12 protein-coding genes are annotated in these 21,355 nt (G+C 59.8%); 2 read left to right on the top strand and 10 right to left on the bottom strand.

What is annotated here, in order from left to right; translation table 11 throughout:
• Positions 1-45: 45 nt before the first annotated feature.
• The 5 genes from RCP38_RS02740 to RCP38_RS02720 form a co-directional block, all read right to left on the bottom strand.
• The gene (locus tag RCP38_RS02740) at positions 46-894 is read right to left on the bottom strand and encodes a phosphoadenosine phosphosulfate reductase family protein (RefSeq protein WP_308475455.1); all 849 of its coding nucleotides are present in this window, start codon (positions 892-894) and stop codon (positions 46-48) included.
• Positions 887-4,123 carry a hypothetical protein gene (locus RCP38_RS02735; protein ID WP_308475453.1) on the bottom strand — a complete coding sequence of 1,079 codons (3,237 nt, stop codon included), beginning with the start codon at positions 4,121-4,123 and terminating at the stop codon, positions 887-889. Before RCP38_RS02735 ends, RCP38_RS02740 begins: the two co-directional genes overlap by 8 nt.
• 209 nt (positions 4,124-4,332) lie before the next feature.
• The gene (locus tag RCP38_RS02730) at positions 4,333-5,406 is read right to left on the bottom strand and encodes a DUF4007 family protein (protein WP_308475452.1); all 1,074 of its coding nucleotides are present in this window, start codon (positions 5,404-5,406) and stop codon (positions 4,333-4,335) included.
• Positions 5,407-5,416: 10 nt separating this feature from the next.
• Positions 5,417-6,562, bottom strand: a complete 1,146-nt coding sequence (locus tag RCP38_RS02725; protein WP_308475450.1) for a cysteine desulfurase family protein — start codon at positions 6,560-6,562, stop codon at positions 5,417-5,419.
• Between the two features lie 185 nt (positions 6,563-6,747).
• Complete coding sequence (locus RCP38_RS02720) at positions 6,748-8,793, bottom strand: DUF262 domain-containing protein (RefSeq protein WP_308475449.1); 2,046 nt, start codon at positions 8,791-8,793, stop codon at positions 6,748-6,750.
• A 158-nt stretch (positions 8,794-8,951) separates the two neighbouring features.
• Here RCP38_RS02720 and RCP38_RS02715 point away from each other — a divergent pair, with 158 nt between their 5' ends.
• A complete protein-coding gene (locus RCP38_RS02715; protein ID WP_308474565.1) occupies positions 8,952-10,190 on the top strand; it encodes an IS256 family transposase in 1,239 nt (412 codons plus the stop codon).
• A 1,136-nt stretch (positions 10,191-11,326) separates the two neighbouring features.
• Here the strand turns inward: RCP38_RS02715 and drmB are convergent.
• The 5 genes from drmB to RCP38_RS02690 form a co-directional block, all read right to left on the bottom strand.
• On the bottom strand, positions 11,327-13,060 hold the full coding sequence (drmB, locus tag RCP38_RS02710; protein ID WP_308475447.1) for a DUF1998 domain-containing protein: 1,734 nt from the start codon (positions 13,058-13,060) through the stop codon (positions 11,327-11,329).
• Positions 13,057-16,254 carry a helicase-related protein gene (locus tag RCP38_RS02705; RefSeq protein WP_308475446.1) on the bottom strand — a complete coding sequence of 1,066 codons (3,198 nt, stop codon included), beginning with the start codon at positions 16,252-16,254 and terminating at the stop codon, positions 13,057-13,059. Before RCP38_RS02705 ends, drmB begins: the two co-directional genes overlap by 4 nt.
• Positions 16,254-18,065, bottom strand: a complete 1,812-nt coding sequence (locus RCP38_RS02700) for a UvrD-helicase domain-containing protein (protein WP_373692493.1) — start codon at positions 18,063-18,065, stop codon at positions 16,254-16,256. Before RCP38_RS02700 ends, RCP38_RS02705 begins: the two co-directional genes overlap by 1 nt.
• Before the next feature lie 355 nt (positions 18,066-18,420).
• Complete coding sequence (locus tag RCP38_RS02695; RefSeq protein WP_308475444.1) at positions 18,421-19,563, bottom strand: NaeI family type II restriction endonuclease; 1,143 nt, start codon at positions 19,561-19,563, stop codon at positions 18,421-18,423.
• Positions 19,560-20,648 (bottom strand): DNA cytosine methyltransferase, encoded by a 1,089-nt coding sequence (locus RCP38_RS02690; RefSeq protein ID WP_308475442.1) that lies wholly within the window; start codon positions 20,646-20,648, stop codon positions 19,560-19,562. Before RCP38_RS02690 ends, RCP38_RS02695 begins: the two co-directional genes overlap by 4 nt.
• A gap of 63 nt (positions 20,649-20,711) precedes the next feature.
• Here RCP38_RS02690 and RCP38_RS02685 point away from each other — a divergent pair, with 63 nt between their 5' ends.
• On the top strand, positions 20,712-21,134 hold the full coding sequence (locus tag RCP38_RS02685) for a very short patch repair endonuclease (protein ID WP_308475440.1): 423 nt from the start codon (positions 20,712-20,714) through the stop codon (positions 21,132-21,134).
• Positions 21,135-21,355 lie beyond the last annotated feature (221 nt).

Raw genomic sequence — 21,355 nt, 5'->3', positions numbered from 1 at the left:
CACTACGACCACAAATAGACACGCGCAGAACGTTAGGCCACTCGGTCATAGGGCGCACACGGTACATTGCATCGCATCGTCGTCGTCATCGAGTGCCTCACCCAGAATCTCCCAGATCGGGCGGTTCTTCTTCCGCTTCTTCGCCTGCTCCTGCGCTTCGGCATGCCGGGTGAGGATCTCTTCACGACGTGCAGTTAGCTCCAGCAAGGTCTCTCCGCCGGACCATGTGTACTGCCGGCCCTTCATCGCAAACTCACCGAACGAAGCATCGCCATCGGCCCCAGCGTCCTGGCGAACCTTCGCTTCGATAGCGACTGCCCGCTGGAACAGCTCCGGGTGCTTCTCCGCAAGACCGACCCACTCAGCTTTGCGCTGGAAGAAGCAGAAGTAGCATCCGGAGCGCGTGCGCCATTCGTAGTACGAAGGCAGGCCAATGCCCGCTTCGTCGAGGATTCGCATGACGCCATCGTGGTCGATGGCATCTTCGATAAAGGGGAACACCGCACTGATGTTCGGCTTGGTGCTGACATAGCCTTTGCGGTTGGATTCGTCCGCCCGGATCGCCACGTACGAAATTACCTGGTCGTCGCCAACCCATTCTTCCAACGGTTCGATCTTCATCTTCTTTGTGCACCAGCGCATCTGGGGCGAGGGAAGAGTGCCACGGTAGACGTCAAACCAATGGTCGAAACCCTTTTTTGCGTTCAACCGGGCAATCGGCTTGCCAAGCGCCGTTTCAAGACGATCGAGGTATTCGTATGTCTCCGGCAGCTCGGCGCCGGTATCACAGAAGAAGTATTCCAGGTCGGGCACGCGGTGGCGAAGATACACCGCCAGCGCGCTGGAATCCTTGCCCCCACTGATGCCACAAATGTGGCGGACGCCTTCAGCCATAGCGTTGGTCCTCCTTGCCGAACGTGTTTGTCATCAGCGCTGGCTGCGCCGACTCGTGTTCTATCGCCAACCTTGCCATGAGCATCCGACAAGCCGCCGATCGCGAGCCCGCGGTTCCCTCTAACACCTCAAGGATTCGGTCGAAGTGCGGGTCGACGACTTCTTTCTCCTGGTCTGTCAGGGAGAGGAGCTCGATGGACTCCGTACCGTCTGGCCTCGTGAGAGTCATTCGACTGGTCGAATACCCCTGCTTCAGATTCCCTGCAAGCCGTTCATGAAGAAGAGCGACCGTTCGGCGTAGCGCTCCGCCAAGCTCTGCAACTCGGAGAGGGAATTGGCCGGTAATGTCGTCGGTCCATACCCGGGGGGCGCGGCCTTCGCTCACCACCATCGCGACGTTTTCCAGCCAAGCCCGGTCGTCGAGTTGCCGGCCCAACGCTCCAACGAATGCCCTCAATCGGGGTTCAAGAACCTGCCCGTCCAGGCGTGTCGCGTCAGCTTCTAGTGCATTCTTGAGTTCAGGAAGCTGTCTACCGGTTGTTGCTGTCGCCTGCGCAAGGTGGTGTTGAATGAACTCCAACAGCCGCGGATAGCACTCCCGAAGTTCTACGATCACACCCGCAAGCTGCTCCGCGTAACGTTCTGCCGCAGCCCGGTTTACCCGACGGCCACCATCGAACGGTTCAAGCCCGAAGACCGTGGGTAGGGTCTCAAACAACAGGACATCAGGTTCTGCTGCTTGGTGGAACGCCGCACGGGTCAGTACCGCTTCTTCAGATAGGTCGCTGGTTGTCTTCTGCGCGTACGGCGGCAAGATCCTCAACTCGCGGTAAAGCGCCGTTGCAACATTCAGAAACGTCGGTGCGCCCGCATGAGCGGGATTTTGGATACCCAATCGGGCAACTAGGCTACTGATAACCGCTGAACGTTCTTGGCCGCGTGTTTGGGTGTTCTTGATTGAGAAATGGCCGAGATTCTTTGTTAGACGCTCCGCAACTGCATCGTCGATCGCTAGGACAAGACTGCCGTGTTCGTACAGTGCAATCTCATCGCTTCTGGCTACGAGACCCGCAACCAGCAACAGCGGGACGATGCCGTCTTTGAGCCCGATCGGCGGTTGCGTTAAGCGTGCGCTGACGATCGTGAGGTTCGTTCGCGAACCTACTGCATCATCGAATGCCGTATTCAATGCGCGCCAGGTGGGTTTCCAGCTTCGTTCCGTCGGAGAGCTCAAAACCCACTTCCCGGATTCAGCTCTACGGTGCAAGCCTGTCTTCCTGAAGACGGCCTCATATACAGCCCGATCCGGGCCGTAGCCGGTAATGGCAAACGCCTCGGAATCGCGGTGCGAAAGAAGCGCATCCGTCAGGAAGCGACGGGCTTTTGCTCCCTGGCTGGTTAGCTCGCGGCGGGCAATCATCTCATTAGCGATACACGGCGTGTCCGGATATGCCTGGTCAGCAACCTCGGATAGTACGGCTGACAGACCATGTCTCGCGTCGAGAGTTTGACCTGAACCGGCAACCAGCCACTCCGCACTGGAATCCCAGGCCTGAGCGATGGCCGTCTGGAGTCGCTGTTGGGCGCCGGACGACCTCTCGACGAGTTCGCGTCGGGCAACCCAATCCGCGCTTTCATCTTCGGCGCTTCGGAGTGCTGAGCTCAGGGCCGCTGCCTCGATTGCAGCCTCGCGCACTACTGATACGTCTTCGGGGATGACGTAGACGGCCGGCCGTCCGTCCGAAAGGGGCTCGACAGCAATGGTTTCGACAGCCGGTTGGGTGCAATAAAACACCACGCCGTCCCATGCGCGATCAACCGGATCGTCAACACTGGGAGTCGCTGCTACGAAGCGTCGCCCGAATATCCTCAGGACACCCGTTCGCTGGCTGTGTCTACCGGCAACAAGTGGTTCGAGAGTGACTGCGTCGCTGAGGAGGTCGACAAGGCTGGCGCCCTCGTAGTTATGCCGGGCGTTGTCGATGACCCGACGCATGTTGTAGTCGGACCCCTGCCAAATCCGGTACTCGTCGGAGAAGGCTCGGTACGTAATAATTCCCGTATCGACGAGGGACGTCAGGAGCTGGTCTACGTCGAGTGAATCCTCTGAATCGGTGGCTAGCGCCAACTCAAGTAGCGGACGGGACGCTCGGATACGGCCGCCATTTGAGACGAGATTGAGCAACCCGATCGTCTTCAAAGCCCGCAATTGCTCGTCAGTCAGCCCTGCGCTATCGCGGATCCGTGTCTCGATTTCCATCCATCGGCTGACGCCGTCGGCGACTCCGATCATGCTGCTCCAGGACTCCAGAAAGTAGTCATAGAGACGGTCGACGCCGACAAGCGGAATCGGCGATTTCCGGTCCCATCGAGTGCGCGCGAGGTACTGGGGTAGCGCCGCAGGTTCGGGGCCGGTCATGAAGGTAAACAATGTACGTTCGTTCTGCCCGTAGCGGCTGCAGAGTTCGGGTAGCACAGCGAGGGCGAGCGGATGTAGCGGTATCGCCGCCGCAGCGTCTTCCGCAATATCCCGCAGGCCTTGCGCCTCAAGGAGATCCCGATGCTTGTTGAGCCATCGTGTTGCCGCTTCTCGCAGCGCGGGGTGTTGATCCAGCGCTGCAGCAATGAGACGACGAGATTGAGCCGGCGTCTCGACGTAGGGGATGTCCTGGAATCGGCCTTGGACCTTTGACCACTCTCGCCGCCGAGCGGTTGAGCTCTCTTGGATGTACTCGTCAAAAGACAGATGTTGCATGGTGATGACGACCAACGGCGCCGCGTCGGCGCCCTGCGTCATCTCTGCCAGCTCTTGCAACAGGAAAGGGTCACCTTCGGAACCTGACATAGCGAAGTGTTCGAGGTTTTTCCCAAACTCATCGATCACGAGCAGAACCGGCTGGACCTTGGTTACACGCTTAAAGGCACGCAACAGCTCCGCCGAGGAGGGAGCCGACTTTGCTCGACGGTAAGACTCCGGTACCAGAGTTTGGTCGGCGCCGATCTGCCGACTAACACCGGCATATAGCGCACGGGCGATCGTTGCCCCAACCGGTTCTTTTCGTGCGGTCGCATAGGCACGGATGAAACCGGCGCTCGTGGCGTTCAGCTTCCGGATCCCACCACGCAAGTCTGAATCGGTGGACTTGTCAATGTCTTCCAGGACCGCGTGAGCCGCTTTGAAGTCCGCAGTCGATGACGCATCCAGCAGGCCATCGAGGAAAACCGCCAACGACGATTTCCCTCCACCATGTGGGCCCGTAATCGAAAAGGTCCGGCCGGCGGAGGGGTCCGCGAGACCTGCAGCGATGCGGGCAATGACATCGAGGGCTCGTCCTGTGGGGATGTAACCGTCGATCGCAGATCCCCCGTGATCGCGCTCGACGTTCGCAGACCGACTGAACCGGCTTCGTGTCTTAACGAAGTCTGCGAGTACCGTCGTCATGCTGCGCCACCATTCTGCTGTTCCCTCTTCCGACCCGCTCTTCGAACTCTGCGCTCAACTTCTGAGTCCGTCAGCTGGGGCTCGATCGCTGCGGTACCAACTAGTGCAAACTCGGCGACCTCCGGCAGCTCAACGCCCCGTTGTGTAAGGCGTGCGGCGAGCAGTTCGAACGCCACATCGCCCGGGGGAGCACTAATCGCGAGCTGGCGGGAACCCGCTGGCCTCGCGAGCCTAAGGTGGCCTACGCCCGCGGCTGATTCTTCAACCGCAGCAGCGATATCGTCCTCGGTTACCTTGAAAATCCGGCCAGGGCTTCCCGGATCTGAAGCAAGTCGGTTGAGGGACACTGTCTTGCTGCCGTCGACCTCGCGGGCTAGGTAGTCGAGGCACGCGTAGGTGATAGCCGTTGCCGTCAGCATCGGCTTGGGCCCCCTGACGATTCGGAAGACATTCTTCTTGCCACCCGGAGACGGTCGGATCAGCCCGAGCTCACGAAAGGGCGAATCGAGGAGATCATCGAGTGTCTGTCGCCGTTCGGTCTCCCGCCGGGAGTACATCCGAAGGAGGCAGTCCACGTCCTTTTGCACGCTGCTTCGTTGTGGCTGTGCCCAAGTCGTAGAGGCAATCTCATCGACGCAGTACTGAGTCAGATCCTCATCGCTAAATTCCAGCGCACCGAGATCGTTAAACACTAACCGCCAGACCGGCAGTATCGTCCGGGCCGACACCGCATGCCAGTGCAGCATCCAGAGGGTAGTCGGATCCTCTAGATAGGGATCAAAGCCATCTTGATCGTCGAGGAGCGCCGAGCCAATGCGCGTCGGTACATAGACCGAGATTCTGGGACGGTCGGGGTGAGGACGTCTGGTTACCATCTTCGTCGCAAGGGTCCAGAACCGGATCGCCTCGACCATGTTCTTGCCGACCCCCAACTCCACCGGGGCTAGCTTCTCGTTGAAGACGTTCGGGTCACGAGCCGCAGCGTCGTACCCCTTCTTTATCCACCCGAACCGCGGGTGAAAGGTCTGATGATTCGCGAACATCGGAGTCGCGGCCTGTTCGAGTGTCACTGTCGTCCCCCTAAGCAGCTGTCAGCTCGCGAACGCGGACGACCGCGCTGACAATGGCATCGGCTGCGATGCGAATCTCATCCCTGGTGGTAGGCCGACCCAGTGAAATGCGAAGCGACTCAGATGCTTCAGTGGCACTTCGGCCCATGGCTAGTAGAACGTGCGATGGCGTCGACACCGCCGACTGGCAAGCGCTGCCGGCAGAAACTTGGATGGTTGGCATCGATGCCATCACGGCTTCAGCGTCGGCGCCAATGAACCTGAGATTCAGAGTGTTCGTCAGACGATCCGCGCCATCGCCATTCATTTCAATCCCAGGAAGGCGCTCCTTCAAGGTCACAAGGAATTCATTTGCCAACACAGCTATCCGGTCCGAATCTTTCTTCTGCTCAGTCATGGCTAGTTCAGCAGCTAGACCGAAACCCACGATCGATGGGGTATTGTGCGTGCCACCTCGCAGGCCCCGTTCTTGCCCGCCGCCAGCAGATAGCGGGGTCAACACCTTCTGGATGTGGCGACTTGCAATGAGCGCACCAGCACCCTTCGGGCCGTAGATCTTGTGACTACTGAAAACCATTAGGTCAGCGAGGTTCGCCACTGGTTGCAACTCCGATTTTCCGACGAACTGAGTTGCGTCGACAAATACCAGAGCGCCTACCCGTTGTGCGGTCGCAGCGGCCCCTTCGACGGGCGAAAGAACTCCCGTCTCGTTGTTCGCGGCCATGATCGCAACCACGGACACCGAGTCGTCAACGAGTGAATCCAGGTGCATTAAATCAATACGACCTGCTGAGTCCACCCGAACCTTGCGCACCTCACCTCCGGAGAGGTGCGCTCCCAACTCCGCCGCCGCCAAAACCGCCTTATGCTCAACCGCGGAGACCACGACGTTCGGGCGGTGGCAAGCTCCGAGCGTGGCACCAACTAGTCCGAGAACAGCAGCCTCGGTGGCGCCACTCGTGAAGACCACGTCCTGCACTGGTCGCTGCAGTAAGGAACCGACTCGGATCCTGGCTACTTCAATGAGTTCGCCCGCAGATTGCCCAGCACGGTGTTGTGCACTGGCAGGATTCCCATACTCCGACAACACCTCAGCCACCGTCGGCAGAACCCGGTGGTCCACGGGGGTCGATGCGTTATAGTCGAGGTAGACCATCCACTTAATCCTAATCGTCTTACAGCCGTGGCCGTGTCGCCACGCAGAGCTGCCTACGTGTGGACTATCGCACTACCGTCCGACAGGAACTCGGCCACATCACCGGCAGCTCACCGCCGATCAGTTGCCCGAGTCTCGATGGAGCGCCTACGATTCCCCGACGTTCGCAACACTGCGACATATTTCTAGTATTTTCGCAGCGCCCCCAATTCACTAAGAGCACTACTGCGAATAAGCTGCAGTCGATTCTTAAGCGCCACCTCCAACGAATCTGAAAATTCGTCCTTGCCCATCGCGGGAATACTCATCATGTGGTCGGCCTGCGCTATATCGGATACATCTTTAATATACTGGACAATTGGCAGAGATCCGATTCTCCGGTTCGCTGATCGACTAACATAGGTGCGATTCAGCGGGCTATTGAGCAATGGCCCGATACCCTCCTTGCCCTTCCTAAGAGTTCGAGTCGATTCATTAATCGTTTTTGCGTTAGCCAACGGCACGATATGGTGATCTTCAAGATCATCCGCGCCCCACGCGGTCAATCTAGGCGTATAATTGGAATCCTCCTCCGATGGCAGAAAATCGCGTGGACAGCGACTCAAAACATACTGCAACAGATACGTATCGACATCGGTTGAAACACCGGAATCTTCCGCTTTTCTGAGTAATGTCTCCTCGTCGGAATAACGCGGATCGGACAGAACAAGTTTAAAGCGGTTCGCGAAAGGATCCTCGATCCCATCATCCAGCCACCGCAAGAGTTTTTTCGCATCACTAATGGCGTTTTCGTTCTGACGAACAGTGTACGTACCCGTTAGTACCGATGACCAGTACCAATACTCGATACGGTCAAGTCGGTCGCGGTCCTTAAAGGCATCGTCAGACGCCAAACATAACGAAATAGGAAGGACTAGCAGCTTATTTCGAAGATCACCCTCCCTCCGAATCCCGCACCGAAATTGCAGGAAAGCCCAGGCGCGCAGAACCGCGCGACCCGCGGATTCCCAGTACTGAAGCACAGCATCGGGCTTCATAGCCAAAATCGCATTCCGTTTAATTGCATCCACATTTAGCGCATCGATACCTTCAGTCAGTCGGGATTGCAACGACATGACGTTGAGAAACGCGTTTTTGAACTGAATTGATAATTCATCTTTATCTATAGCTATCCCGCCGGCCGGATCTATCGACCACGCCGCGGGGTTGGCGCCCGGATTATCTCCCCATAGTTCATGTAATTCGAATTTTTCGTCAATGACAAGTTTTGCCAACGTGTCAGCAAGGCTCTTGGCGAGATCACCCTTGGCCGCTTTCGCGGTTATTAAATCAAACGTCGCCAATGGCGTACCACCCTTGTTCATTTCCTCAAAGATCACGACAGCACGATCCAACTGATCAGCGCCAATCTCCACGTAGGGAAGACTGTAGTTTGCACGACTTCCGATAAACTGAGATAGTGATTCCACCCAACTTGCCGCAAGGCTATGCAATGCTCCCACAAGATCGTTTTCAGCTGGCACGTCCGGCAGAAATGGCTGAACTCTTCGCAACGCCGCCAACAGCGATTCTCCGTATTCACCATCTCTTATTTGCGCTTCAATTTCCGCCCGACGCTGGTCCGCAAGTTGCTGCAAAACCAGACGATGGAGCGGCTGAGCCGCCCCCGGCAAGAAGGGCGCCGCTACCTCCCACAACGGGACAAGGCCCTTGGCGCTGGCGGCAGCAACTTGTGCCAGGCGCTGCGCGTGTGTCGATGGATTGCTCGGGTGATACCACGGCACAGGTCCGGTCTTGTTGATACGCAACTCGATCAATCTATCCCGAAGAGAATCTGGATCCACTGGAAGCTGGGTGAAATTAAGGCTGCGATAGCCAAAATAATCCTCGTCATCACCTTGCGGGAGAATCTGTATCGCCCAACGGTAACGAAGACGCCAATACCACTGGTCGATAGATTTCGTTCCCCAGGGTTGCGCACCCAACGGATCAGCGAATACTTGATGCAAGGTTGAAAGTCGTTGCTGACCATCCAGAACGAAAGTGTACTCGCTATCACTTCGGAGTTGTTCTACTTCCTTACTCCCCAGCCCCCTTGCGGGGAAAGTATCTCCACTTCCGCGCGCAAATAAAAGCGATCCCGATGGGACATCTAAGAGCACCGACGTAGCCAGCCCTCGTTGCTGATCAATAGACCATACGAACTGGCGTTGAAAACTTGGCAGACGCACGGCGCCCGGGTAAGTCCCCTGGGGTGGTGGGGTTTCGGTCCTGCGGTTGACCGGGGCGGACTGGCTCTGGTGTGTCGTTGGGGGCTTTGGGGTGGGTCATCGCGTAGTGGTCAGTGAGTTACCGACCAAAGTGACTCAAGCAAAGGACACACGACGCGATGACCCAGGATCATTCTGCCTTGCTCGCCCAGCTCGACGCGCTTACCGCCGCTGATTCCGGTGCGGTGTTCGCGGAGCTGATTCGTGCCGGGCTGCAGGCGCTGATTGAGGCCGAAGCCACCGAGAAGATCGGCGCCGGCCGCTACCAGCGCAGCAGTGACCGCCAAACCCACCGCAACGGGCACCGGCCCAAGGCACTGTCGACGACCTCCGGTGACATCGAAGTGCAGATCCCCAAGCTGCGGGCCGGATCGTTTTTCCCGTCTCTGCTGGAGCGTCGGCGTCGCATCGACAAGGCCCTGCACGCGGTGATCATGGAGGCCTACGTGCACGGGGTTTCGACCCGCAACGTCGATGACCTCGTCGGTGCTCTCGGGGTCGACTCGGGCATCTCCAAATCGGAAGTTTCGCGCATCTGCGCAGGTCTGGATCGCGAGATCGAGGCGTTTCGCACCCGCAGCCTGACCCACACGACGTTCCCGTACGTGTTCTGCGATGCCACGTTCTGCAAAGTCCGTGTCGGTGCCCACGTGGTCTCCCAAGCCCTGGTGGTGGCCACCGGGGTCTCTATCGATGGCACCCGCGAAGTCCTCGGGACCGCCGTCGGTGACAGTGAATCGTTCGAGTTCTGGCGTGAGTTTTTGGCCTCGCTCAAAGCCCGCGGTCTCGCCGGGGTGCACTTGGTGATCTCCGATGCCCACGCCGGCCTCAAGGCGGCGGTCGCCCAGCAGTTCAGCGGATCAGCCTGGCAACGCTGCCGGGTGCACTTCATGCGTAACCTGCACGGCGCCGTGGCCGCCAAGCATGCCCCGGCGGTGACCGCGGCGGTCAAGACGATCTTCGCCCACACCGACCCCGCCGATGTTGCCGCGCAATGGGATCAGGTCGCCGCCTCGCTTAAGTCGGCGTTTCCCAAGGTCACTGTCATGATGGATGGCGCCAAGACCGATGTGCTGGCCTTCACGGCGTTTCCGAAAGCGCACTGGCAGAAGATCTGGTCGAACAACCCGATTGAGCGGCTCAACAAGGAGATCAAACGCCGCGCCGATGTCGTGGAGATCTTCCCCAACCCGGCCGCGTTCCTGCGCCTGGCCACTGCCGTGGTCATCGAAGCCCACGACGAATGGCAGGTCACCCGCCGCTACCTATCCGAGGTCTCCATGGCCGAGTTGCGCAAAGTCATCGCCGCCAAACAGCTAGCGGCCGAACCACTAGCCGACCAACGCCAAATCGCCTAGCATTCACCGCGACTCGTTGATCACCACGCGTGACTCACGCCGATCCGAAGTCCACCATCCCAAGGGGCACTATCCGGCGCCCTGACGATTTTCCATAAATAATTTCGACAGCGTTGTCGAAGAATATTGTGGCGACATCTGCAATCCTCCGATAATCGAAAATCTAGTTTTACCCAGTCACTGCACGCATCAGCATACCAAATTGCAACCAGGTAGTTCGTCCATCCGACGGACACGACGCTGGATCTGCCGGCTAGCCTTGCCAAATGCGTGCTTGAATTCGGTAGAGAAACCCAGATCCGGCACCGCACGAGAATAACGCGCGCCCTTCCATTGCTTCCCGGTCCACGTGGGGTGAGGGGCCCCATTCAGTGGTCCAATCGTTATGCCCCCGGGGTTGACGCCAATGCTGTTAACAGAGAATCCCGCCTGCCGGCAATGTGTCGGTGGACGATGCGCAGAGTGCGGATGAATAGCATCCGTACTGGGCCAAGTCCGTCGGGGTCGGTGACCTCGACCATCAACGCTCGAATCGAGTAATGCGTGAGCCGTAGGGCCCAGATTTCTTGGCGCGCCATCTCGGGGGTGTGTGCGCGCAGAACTCGGCAGCTGCCACGTTGTCAGGTTTCGATCTCTGCCAGGCTGAATTCCAGTTCACAGTGTTGGCGGTAGTCCGCTGCCAGTGCTGCTACTGCGGCCTGTTCGGGGTCGCGGTTGGCGATTGGCTTATGGACCGCCCCGGACTCTCTGCCGTATACGGGTTGGCGCTCTCGGTTGCGGGCGTCGTAGTGGGCATGCTCGTACTCGACTGGGCAACCATGCCAAGTGTTGAGCGCAGCAGTTGGTTGTTGTACCACTCGCCCCAGGTCGCTATCGCGTACTCGACGTCAGCGAGGGTCCGGAACGGGCCGGGTTGGAATACGGTGGTGCGGATGCACTCGGCCTTCAGCCGTTTGATCTCCTCGTTCTCATCGCCAGTGACACCCAGTTTGGCCTGAGCCTGGACCACCCAGCGCGGCACCGACTCCTTGCCTACGCCGAGTTGGGGTGCCACTGCCTCGGCGGCTGCGGTCAACGCGGAAGCACTTAAGTTAGCGGCATCGGCATCAAACTCAGGGAGGTTTCATATCGCCCCACTAGTCGATCAGTCCGTCGATGAACTCGCCGAACAGGCCATCGCGCTCGTCGTGGTCGTACGCGCCGAACAGCAGGGCTCGGTCCAGAAACGAGTTGTTCATCTCACAGGAGGTCTCGGGCGCGAGGACACATGCATGACATGCCGCGAGGTTCAGAGCATCCGTGCCAGATCCCTGCGATTCGATGCACACCGGATCCGACGAACACCACGAAAGTCGTTGTAGGCCTTCGATCAACGCACCGCGCAAGTGCTCGCTTTCGGCCATCGCCGCAACTCCCCCCAAACTACCGGCCGAATCAGAGCTGGCCGTATAGACAAGAAGCCCGGCCATGGTCTCGTCGACGAACAAGCGCTCACGCAATGCCGCCGCCGGATACCCTGCGTCCAAAGACAACTGGTCGATAATCACGTGCGACAGGGTATGGATGGCGACCTTGACGATGTCCACCGGAGCCGGCAGTCGCCCGTACTCCGCAGCGGCCCGGTCCGCGGCTTTCTGAAGCGTCCGCTGCCGGCTCCTGGCGAATTCCCGACCCGCCCATTCATCCAGAAACGGCCGGTCGAACGCGAGAAAGACACCTTCGCCGATGACCTCGATCGCCGGCAGCCAATGGAGTCGACTCGGTGCCAGCGGGCAGAGCTTCTGTCCCGGCCCCGAAGGATCCGGAGCCCCGTCCAGACGGGTGAACCCTTGCAAAGCCCGGACTTCGCGAAGACGAGTCACCTTCCTTACGTGCGTGATATACGACTCGAAGCCATCGGGAACGCCTCGCTGCAAAGCTGCGAAGTCCGAGCCGGGGCCCTCGTCTTCACGACCTTCGACCAAGGCTTTGTACTCGTCCAACCTCAGCTTTGCCTCGGAAATCTCTTCGGCCGCTTGCTCTTCACCGCGACGTCGCTCGATCTCACGTTTGATCTGATCCGCGCTGAATCGCCCCTTCGACATCTTTGCGAGCCCAACGGGCAACCCGGCCGAGTCGTCTTCCATTCCCTCGACCATGGCCCAGTACTTACCGACGAACTTCGCCAGTGCCTGTGAATACGGCGGTATCGATATCGCCGATCGAACCGCGGGGAACCACACATTCGATGCACCGCGCTGAACCACCTGCGGTATCTGGTCGCACTCTTCATGTGTATCCAAACCCAACCAGGGCCGCAGGCCACGACACTTGCCGAAATCCTTCAACGATGCGGCGCCGATAGCACCTTCCAACGAAATGTCGTCGACACCGCAAGTGCAGGTCAATGTCAGATCCCCCAGGGAGGACGTCCGACCCAGGACGGTGAGTTTCATTTCGTGGACGTCGCTCTTGATCTTGTCCCGCTGGCTACTGTGTAACCACTGATAGACCGGAAACTCACTCAGGTGGCCGTTGCGGCAGGCGGCGATCAGCCGGAACGGGCTGAGATCGGTGTTGTCGACTTTGCATTTGGCGACGTTTTTGTCTTTGGACAGGTCGGAGAGCGCACCGATCCGACGGCAGCTTGGGCAGACCTGTGTGTACGGATATCGGATAACCGGGACGTCACGCCTGCCTCCCGCGGGAGGTGCCTTCAGCTCCGATACACCCAACGCCCTGGCAAGCCGTGGCTCGCTGACCGGTTCGGCACGCTTTTCGTCCCATTCGTGCAGGCCCGCAATCATGTAGCTTGTCGATTCGGACGGGAAGAGTCCACCCACCCCGTAGGTGCTGAGTAGCTGGCTACGTCGGGCCTTAGCGCCGGTCATCGTGGCACCCTTCTAGCTGGAATCTGGAACAGCGCGCTCTCGGCATCCACGTCCCTCATGCTCTGCAATGTCGGCCAGGGCGTCTCGAGCGTCGAGTACTCGGACGGATCGAGGGTCGTCATCGCCACGTCGGCGGGGATCAACAGCGAATCGCTGTAGTCGTTGCTGCTATCGCGATAGCGCATGTCGGTGTTCGCGTCGGCCTCCCTGGTCCACACCTCGACAAGAGCGCTTAGCTGGCGAGCGGTCTCCTCCGCCTCGTCTTCGGCGACGGCCTCGGCCCTACGCGCCAGCAATTCGGCCATCTGATTAAGCCGGTCCCGTAAATCTGCGGCACGGTTCGCAGAGGTGTCCCCGGACAAATCGTCGATAAGAAGCCGCGCGAGTGATACGAGAACGCCGTGCAGGGCACGGTCTCTGGCACGAGCGGCAAACGGAGTGGCGCTCGTAGCCTCGACCGCTCGATACAGCGCCTGATGGTAGGGCACGAAATTCTCATAGTGGGAACGATCTCGAGACCGTGCCGAATTGAAGATCGTCACGACCAGACCGGGGTGTTGCCGGCCGACCCGGCTCGTCGCCTGAATGTATTCGGCACTGGACTGAGGCTGACCCATGACCGTCATCAGACCGAGGCGATCGATATCGACGCCCACGGAGATCATGTTCGTCGCCAGAACGACATCGTTGGCTTCCTTCGAAGGGAACGATCTCTCCAAACTTTTGAGATAGCGCGGAATATCCGCGGAGGCCACACGGCTGGTCAATTCTATCGGCGACCGCAGCTCACGCGGCTCCGCTTGTTTGCGCCCGGCCACTAGTTTCAAGCGATCACGGACGTCACCTTCGACCTGAAGGTTGGCGCTTCCAAGCACTCGGAGGCTGTTGAAATAGCCGAGTAACGTCCAGTAGGGATCCCGAACAGCGGGGTCTCCCGGCAAATCGCGAACCGCTTGCAATACAGCCGCATACACGCGAACCATCAAGGTTGCATGGCTCGTACCGGGCGCCATGATTCCGACGTATTCGCGTGTTCCGAGCGAGTCTCGCGGTGCGGGCTCGGCGAAAAACGAGTCGTCCGGGTCTATCCCCATCGGCGGAAACTGCTCTGCGAGTCGATTGAATACCGCTTGGATCTGTCGGTCGGCGCGACGAATCGTGGCGGTCGATGCGATGATCTTCGGACGCCCGCGGATCGTTCCATCGGGTTCTATCCCGAGGCTGCAAGCGGCGTCTACGGCGGTCTCGTAGAGCCCGACGACCGATCCCAACGGCCCCGAGATCAAATGGAGCTCGTCTTGGATTATCAGCGAAGGCGGCGAACCGCTCCCATCACAGGCGAACAAAGTGCGCACATCGTCTCGCCATGCCATCTGCGCGAATTTGTCTACCGTGCCGAGAATCAGTTCGGGGCGTACTCGATAGATGTCCTCATCGACCACGTACGCGGGAAGTCCATCACGAAAATCGCAGGATTCATTCCCGCACGCGATCCGGAGTCTTTCATTCGGCGGCTTCAGAACCGAGTAGTGCGAGTCACCCAAATAGTCACCGCACCAGGGACACTGAGTCAGTTGAACCGGATTCTTTTCGTTGAGCTCTCTACCCGATGCAAGGTCACGCAACGACTTCCTCGCCTCAACGAGGCTGTTCGGTGTCGCTGCTCGCCCTACCCAGAGTCCTATCGAAAAGCCTTCCGCACCCAGGTCGGTTTCACATCGCCGTAGCATTTCAAGTGAGCACATAAGCATAGTCGCACGCTCGAACTGCTGAATCGTCAAGAGCCGCAACGTATAGCGCATTATCACTGCGACGCCCGTCGCCGACGAGTCGCACAACCTCCGGTACAGAACGGTAAAGGCGACAAGACCCAGATACGCTTCCGTCTTCCCACCACCGGTCGGGAACCAAAGCAGATCGGCAATGTCCCGATCTTCATGGTCGACATCCACGATTCCGGGGAGGTTCAGCAGGACGTAGGCAATCTGGAAGGGGCGCCACGCCTGTTGGACGCCGTCGCCGACAGTTCCGGTCGCGCCCTTTCGCACCCAGTCCTGACGCGCTCGCTGCGTCTGCATCGCCGTATTGGCCAGCCGAAACGCCCTTCCGACGGTTGGGTCACCTATCAGCAGATCGATACCGCGCTGAATACGGACGGCGGTAGCTCGCGCCCTCGCAAGGTGTTCGTCGGCAACACCGCGTAGTTCGTCGTCGACGTCGGCTTCACCTTTGGCCACTCGGTCGGCCAGAGCATCGATCCACGCTCGATACTCCGCGACCAGCGCACCCAGGACATCGGCGAGCTGTTCGTCAGAGGCACCGGCCAGAAACGACATCCGCAGATCGATTTCATCGCCGACTTTCCTCGGCCGGGCACGATGCACCTCTTGTCGGGGCACTGCGGTGGTTTGCACCCACTCGACCCGACCGAGCCCGTTCCCCCGATCCCACGTGGCGGCACAGCCGTGCCCGACGGCGAAGACACGCGCTTTCCGATACAAGAGTGCCGCGGATCTCAGATCGGGATCTGAGCTGAGGGCCCCATACGAACTTCGGTCGACTATCGCCGACTCCGGTGAGGTGATCTTGATTCCCGTTTGGAACCACGCGTAAGAATCCCGTAGATCCTTCTTACCGGGCACCTGGGTGTTTCGAAGAGCGACCGAGATGGTGACGATGTTATCGCGCGGAGAACGCGTGTAGACGAAGAGCTGCAGGCCGGGAACGACTTCGAGTTTTTTGGGGCCGGCGTCGGTAACCGACAAGGTGACCGGCTCTACATCCACGGCGTCTCGTAGCCATGACTTCGGTTTTGCCGGACCTCGGCTCCTCGATTGCGCACCGGAATCGTTTTCATCCGAATTCGGTGTGTACCTGGCAGCCTGTACATCGACCGTGATCAGCGTCGCCGCGGACAGGTCGACGGAGAAGGTGATCCCCATCGACGTGGGGTAGCGAACGAGCGCCTGGGCGATAGGGACGTCTTCGCCGCCGTCCTCCTCGGCTTCCCCGCTGTCGGGGTCCGGCAGCTCCTGCACCGCGTTATCGGCCGGCCAGAGAACTCCCGCAACATACCGGTCCAGAGGAAGGTCGGTGATCACTTCGTCGGCACCGTCGGCGGGGCCCACCAGATCCTTGATCAACTCGTCGATGATTGCGTCGCGGAATTCGTATTGCGCATCGAGTTTCGTCACTATCTACCCTTAACGTTGGACCAGTCCGGCGATGCCAGGCCTGCAGCTCGAGCAACCAGCCAGAATCCGGCGGTCCCCAGCCCAGCGCGTTCGGAGCACCTCGGATCTCCCGCAACGGTTTCGATCGATACCAAAGTCAAGCCATCGACAACTCTGGGATACCCCTTCCGGCACCCGAATGCCTGCACGAACTCGTCGTTGAAATGGTCGTTTGTCCGACCGACCAAACGACCGTCGTCGGTAACCAATAGGTACGCAGGCCTGCCGCCCGTGCTGGTCGCCTCGTCCAGGTGTAACTGCAGGCGAGCCCCGACAAGGTTGTCAGAGGCCAGTACAGACTGCACATCTCGGGGATCGATCCCCTCCGTGGAGACCGGAGCATCGGTCTCCACATCGCCGTATTGAAATTCCATGGATTGAGTCCACAAACGTTTCGTCTTCCAGTTCTTTTTCCGGCGGTAGAAGCGGCCCCTATATTCAGCGATGCTCGCCTTCGGTCTTCCGTATTCGCATATCACGATCGTCTCTCGAGCACGACTCAGCGCCACATAATCGCGACGTACGCGCGTCCAAGAATCTTCATCGTCCGGTTCCCACGTCGGTTTGACGACAAATACCCGATCGAATTCCAGACCCTTCGCGCGGTGAATGGTCGACACGATCACCGCACTGTGATCGGGTTCGGTCAACGGGAGCGGTATCGCCCCGGCTCGGATACGTTTATGAACCCTGACCAGGTCCAATGCATCGAAGTCGCCGGCGCGGCCTTCGAGAGCCTTTAGTTCGTTCCACTTCCCGTCGCGAGCCGTTTCGTCGAGAATCGTTTCGAGCGCCGCTTCGATTTCGGACCGTCGCTCCTTGGGCCCGGGCAATGGTCCGAGGGCCTCGGCAATCCATCGAGCAGCACCGAAATCCTGCGCATGTCGTCGAACTGCATGAGGGACCTTCTTCCAGCGTAAGAATCGGGAAACCCGTAGCGCGTCGGCGTTCGTCGCGCAGAGGATCGCGGTCGTTTTTCCCTCACAGGGAACCAGGTTGTGCCATTTTCCGATGTGTCCCAGATGGTCCAGCCCACCTACGGCCTCGTCAAGAAACGATTCCGCGACATACCCCTCCTCGTTTTCCCACAATTCCCACAGATCGTTGCCGAGCTCGACGATGTTCCTCGGGTCGTCGCCTTGGGCGCGATAATTCCGTCCGAGTCCAGCCGTCTCACAGTTGAACACATCTTTGAGCGCCTCGAAAAAATCGTCTGAGGTGGTGTCGCTGAGCGATTCCTCCAGCACGAAGTCATACACGCCCTGCAGGGGGTCGCCCAGCGCGGTGATACCCGCATTTTTATCGAGCCGTTCCAGCAGCGCGAGAACAAAATCCGCTCTATCGCCCACAAGGTCTTGCACCTCGTCGATTACGACATGCTGTAGCGACGCGACGACGTCCGGCACTTCGTCGGATTCGACAAGAACCTTGGTCGCACGACGTATGCGCGCATCGAAACTTCCCGCGGGCTCGATGTCCGCCTCTAGCAGAAGATAATTCGCGAATGAGTCGAATGTCCGGACATTGGGACAGGCAACGTCCCTGAGCGTCAGTCGAGATTTGACCGCTGACACGGCGGCCCTCGAAAAACTCAGCACGAGTATTTCTTCCGACGCAGACAAATCATAGTCCTTCACGAGCGAATCGATCCGGCTCGCGACGACTTCAGTCTTGCCCTGACCGGCTCCAGCGATCACCAGTAGACGTGCGTCGACACTCGCCTCAACGACCGCCACCTGATGCTCGTTCAATTGGAATGCGTCACTCGCCATCACCGCGCGACCCCACGTGACCGGGATTGTTGCGACGCGCCGAAGCCTGCCCGGCTTACGGCCGACCGGCATCTTGGCGAGAGTCGGCCGCCATGCCAGTCGGCCGTCGCTACGCGCTTGGTATGGAGGCATTTCGTGGCGCGCCACGCACTACACCACGTCCCTGCGATGGCTACGCCATCTATCACTCGAATCCCCGATCTACTTCTCCGTTAGCTTCCCAAACTTACCAACGATGTCGGACAGAAGTTCACCTGCGGACGAGATGCCCAATGCGACCGCCGGCGCGAAACTCCTGGCACACGTGATATTGCACTACCCGGCAACGACTTCACCAAAGGATTCCGACGCAGGCCTATTTGAAATAGCGGTAGTCCATCCGCAAATTTTCCACTGGATCGTCATCGCGAGCCCGTGCCCAGCGTCGCCCGTGCATTTCGAAGAACGGGCGACCGTCCGTCTCCGTCACCGGAGCGATCCGCACTGCGATCCACTCCCCCTTGATCGGCACCGGTAGCCCCAGCGCAGCGGCGATCGCGGGGTGGGCGTCTTGGTGACCCAGAATCAAGACCCCCTCCCGTCGGAGGACAGTCCGTGCGTCCCGTACGCGCTTAGGGGCATCGTCCTGCTGCGCCACGGTAAGAACGGTGCGCCGGCCCACGATCTGTCCCTGGATCGCCCGGAACAGTTGGTCCACCCGCTTCTGCCCGGACAGTTCCGGTGACAGAATGCGCTCACGCGCGTCGGGCGCCATCTGCAGGAGGAGATTGCGCGGAAGATCTGTCTGCAGGCCGCCCCACAACCAATAGACGGCGCCCGCCGACGATTCGGCGAGACGACGCTTGTTGTCACGGTTGTATCCGCGGACGGTGTTGCCGTCTTTGTCGAGTCTCCACCACAGTGACTCGTCGGTGATTCGAATCAATCCTGCAGCCCAGCGACTTGTCGTGTCGTCGAACCACGTCAGCAGAGCAGCCTGATTCGCCTTGCCCTGACGGCCGTCGTGGTCGTCGCACAGATACATCTCCATGGGGATTTCCCAATGACCGAGATCCTTGGAAAACTTGCAATCGATATCGTGACCCGCGATCTTCCAGTCCAGGTCGTCGCCGCCGGCGAACTCGAATTCTTTGGTCAGATTCACCTCGACCGCGGTTCCGAGGTACGTCTTCTCGGTCTTCGACAGATGTTGATAGGCCCAGCGGCCCGTACGTTGCCCATCGAGCAGTTCGTCGAGGGAGTCCCGTAGCGCCCACCTGAACCGTTCGCGGGCATCGGGCTCTTGTTCGAACCAGTCGACGAAGACTTTCAGGGAGGGGGGTACGTGCTGATCCAAACCACTCTCGAGGAACCATGCGCCCGGCATCTTCCCCATCGGTTCGGTCGGAGCCGGATAGGTACGGAAAGTGTTGCGCCGACGTCGTATTGCCTGTGCACGGGAGTCCTGTGCCACTGCCGTCGGCTCGGCTCCGATCAGCAGGTCGGTCGAACCGATCACAGGTGCGCGCGTAGGTGCTCGGCTATTGCTCGAGCAAGACCGACGGGAACTGCGTTGCCGATCTGCCGTGCGATCTCGATCTTGGTCCCGCACCACAGGTAGTCCTCGTCGAACCCTTGTAGGCGCGCCGCTTCGAGGTGGGTGATCGGACGGTTCACCCGGTTGCGGCCACGCGCATCCCACTGCGGATGCAGGTACGCTCCCTTCTCCGGCTTGTAGAACTCGGTGCGGATGGTGTGCGAGGGGAAGTCCCAGCGCATGCGGCCCATGACGTCGGTGGTTCCGGTGGGCTTCTCACGCCAGCAACGCGGCAACAGGTGTTCTGGTACGTCGAAGCGCCCACCACCGGGCGGCACGTGGTCGTACCGCTGGAGAGACAGTCGCGTGGGGTTGCGCCCGATGTGGAGGTCGAGTCCCTTGAACACACCCGGGACCGTCTCGTCGAAAAACCTCACAGTACTCGCAGGTAGAGAAGTCGTCGCGGGAATCGCCGGCAACCTCTTGATACGCGTTTCGGTTCCGTTCCATGGAAGAAGCCCCGAATCCTTGGCCGGGTTCCGGGAATGCGTCGGCGCCGGCAACTCGATGCGCCCGATCCGGGAACCGATCACGATCGTCCGGATGCGTCGCTGGGCGACACCGTAGTCGGCGGCGTTCAGATGGCCGTAGGTGAGCTGATAGCCCTTGAGCGATCCGTGCTCGGCTTCGTGAAGCAGGAGCTGGAACTCGGGCGACTTCATGAACCGGTCGACGTTCTCGATCACGAACACCTTGGGCTTGGCGACACTCACCACCCGCAGGTATTCGCGCCAGAGCTGATTCCGCGGGTCGTTGATGTCCCTGGATCCCAGGCTGGAAAAACCCTGGCAGGGCGGGCCACCGATTACCACGTCCGCCCGAGGTATATCCCGCTTCTTGACGCCCTTGATGTCTCCGAAGACCGTATGGTCCTCGCCGAAGTTCGCGGCATAGGTCGCCGCCGCGTGGAGGTTGAATTCGACCGACAGCACGGGCGTGTAGTCCTCGGCGACAAATCCCGCGGTCATGCCCCCGCAACCTGCGAAGAGGTCGATTACGTCCGCCATGCGCTCCACCATAAATTAGGGTTCCGACACCGCGGAGAGGCGCGCCGGCCGTACCGTTTAGACGTGGCTGTCGATACCTCGTGGGCATCGTCGGATGCGACTCGGGCATCGATGCGCGCGAACCGCCGGCGCGATACCCAACCCGAGCTCGCGGTGCGTCGGCTGGTGCACGCCGCGGGCCTGCGCTATCGCGTCGACTACCCTCCACTCTCCGACCACCGGCGTCTGCGAGCCGACCTGGTGTTCACACGCGCACGCGTCGCGGTGTTCATCGATGGGTGCTTTTGGCACGGGTGCCCGCGACACCACACCGTGGCCAAACGCAACGCCGAGTTCTGGGCGGCCAAGGTTGCCGGCAACCGCGCGCGCGACGAGCGGGTGACGTCGATGCTCGAGGCCGAGGGATGGACGGTACTCCGGTTCTGGGAGCACGACGAGCCAGCGCTGGCGGCCTCAGCGATCGTCGCGGCGGTGCGGGAGCGGTAGCCCAGGACGTTCCGACCTCCGTCGTGTCGAACCGGACCGAATCAACCGGCACCCGATGATATAGGGAACGGTAGGACACGAATCCCGCGCTATTGACCGGCAACGCCGGAGTAATCTACAAAAAATCGGTCGCACGTTCACCTGTGTCAGGCCCCTCTGGTATCACCTTGTATACCGAGTTTTCATCTACAGGAGGTCCTGCAGACATGTTGCCGAGCCGT

It is taken from the genome of Mycolicibacter sp. MU0083 (assembly GCF_963378075.1).
Lineage (GTDB): Bacteria > Actinomycetota > Actinomycetes > Mycobacteriales > Mycobacteriaceae > Mycobacterium > Mycobacterium kokjensenii.
This window is presented reverse-complemented; position numbering and strand designations above follow the sequence as displayed.

Bases quoted from the DNA above. Each gene is read 5' to 3' on its own strand.
- RCP38_RS02740 (WP_308475455.1), bottom strand. From the start codon at position 894: ATGGCTGAAGGCGTCCGCCACATTTGTGGCATCAGTGGGGGCAAGGAT.
- RCP38_RS02725 (WP_308475450.1), bottom strand. From the start codon at position 6,562: ATGGTCTACCTCGACTATAACGCATCGACCCCCGTGGACCACCGGGTT.
- RCP38_RS02715 (WP_308474565.1), top strand. From the start codon at position 8,952: ATGACCCAGGATCATTCTGCCTTGCTCGCCCAGCTCGACGCGCTTACC.
- drmB (WP_308475447.1), bottom strand. From the start codon at position 13,060: ATGACCGGCGCTAAGGCCCGACGTAGCCAGCTACTCAGCACCTACGGG.
- RCP38_RS02700 (WP_373692493.1), bottom strand. From the start codon at position 18,065: ATGGCGAGTGACGCATTCCAATTGAACGAGCATCAGGTGGCGGTCGTT.
- RCP38_RS02690 (WP_308475442.1), bottom strand. From the start codon at position 20,648: ATGGCGGACGTAATCGACCTCTTCGCAGGTTGCGGGGGCATGACCGCG.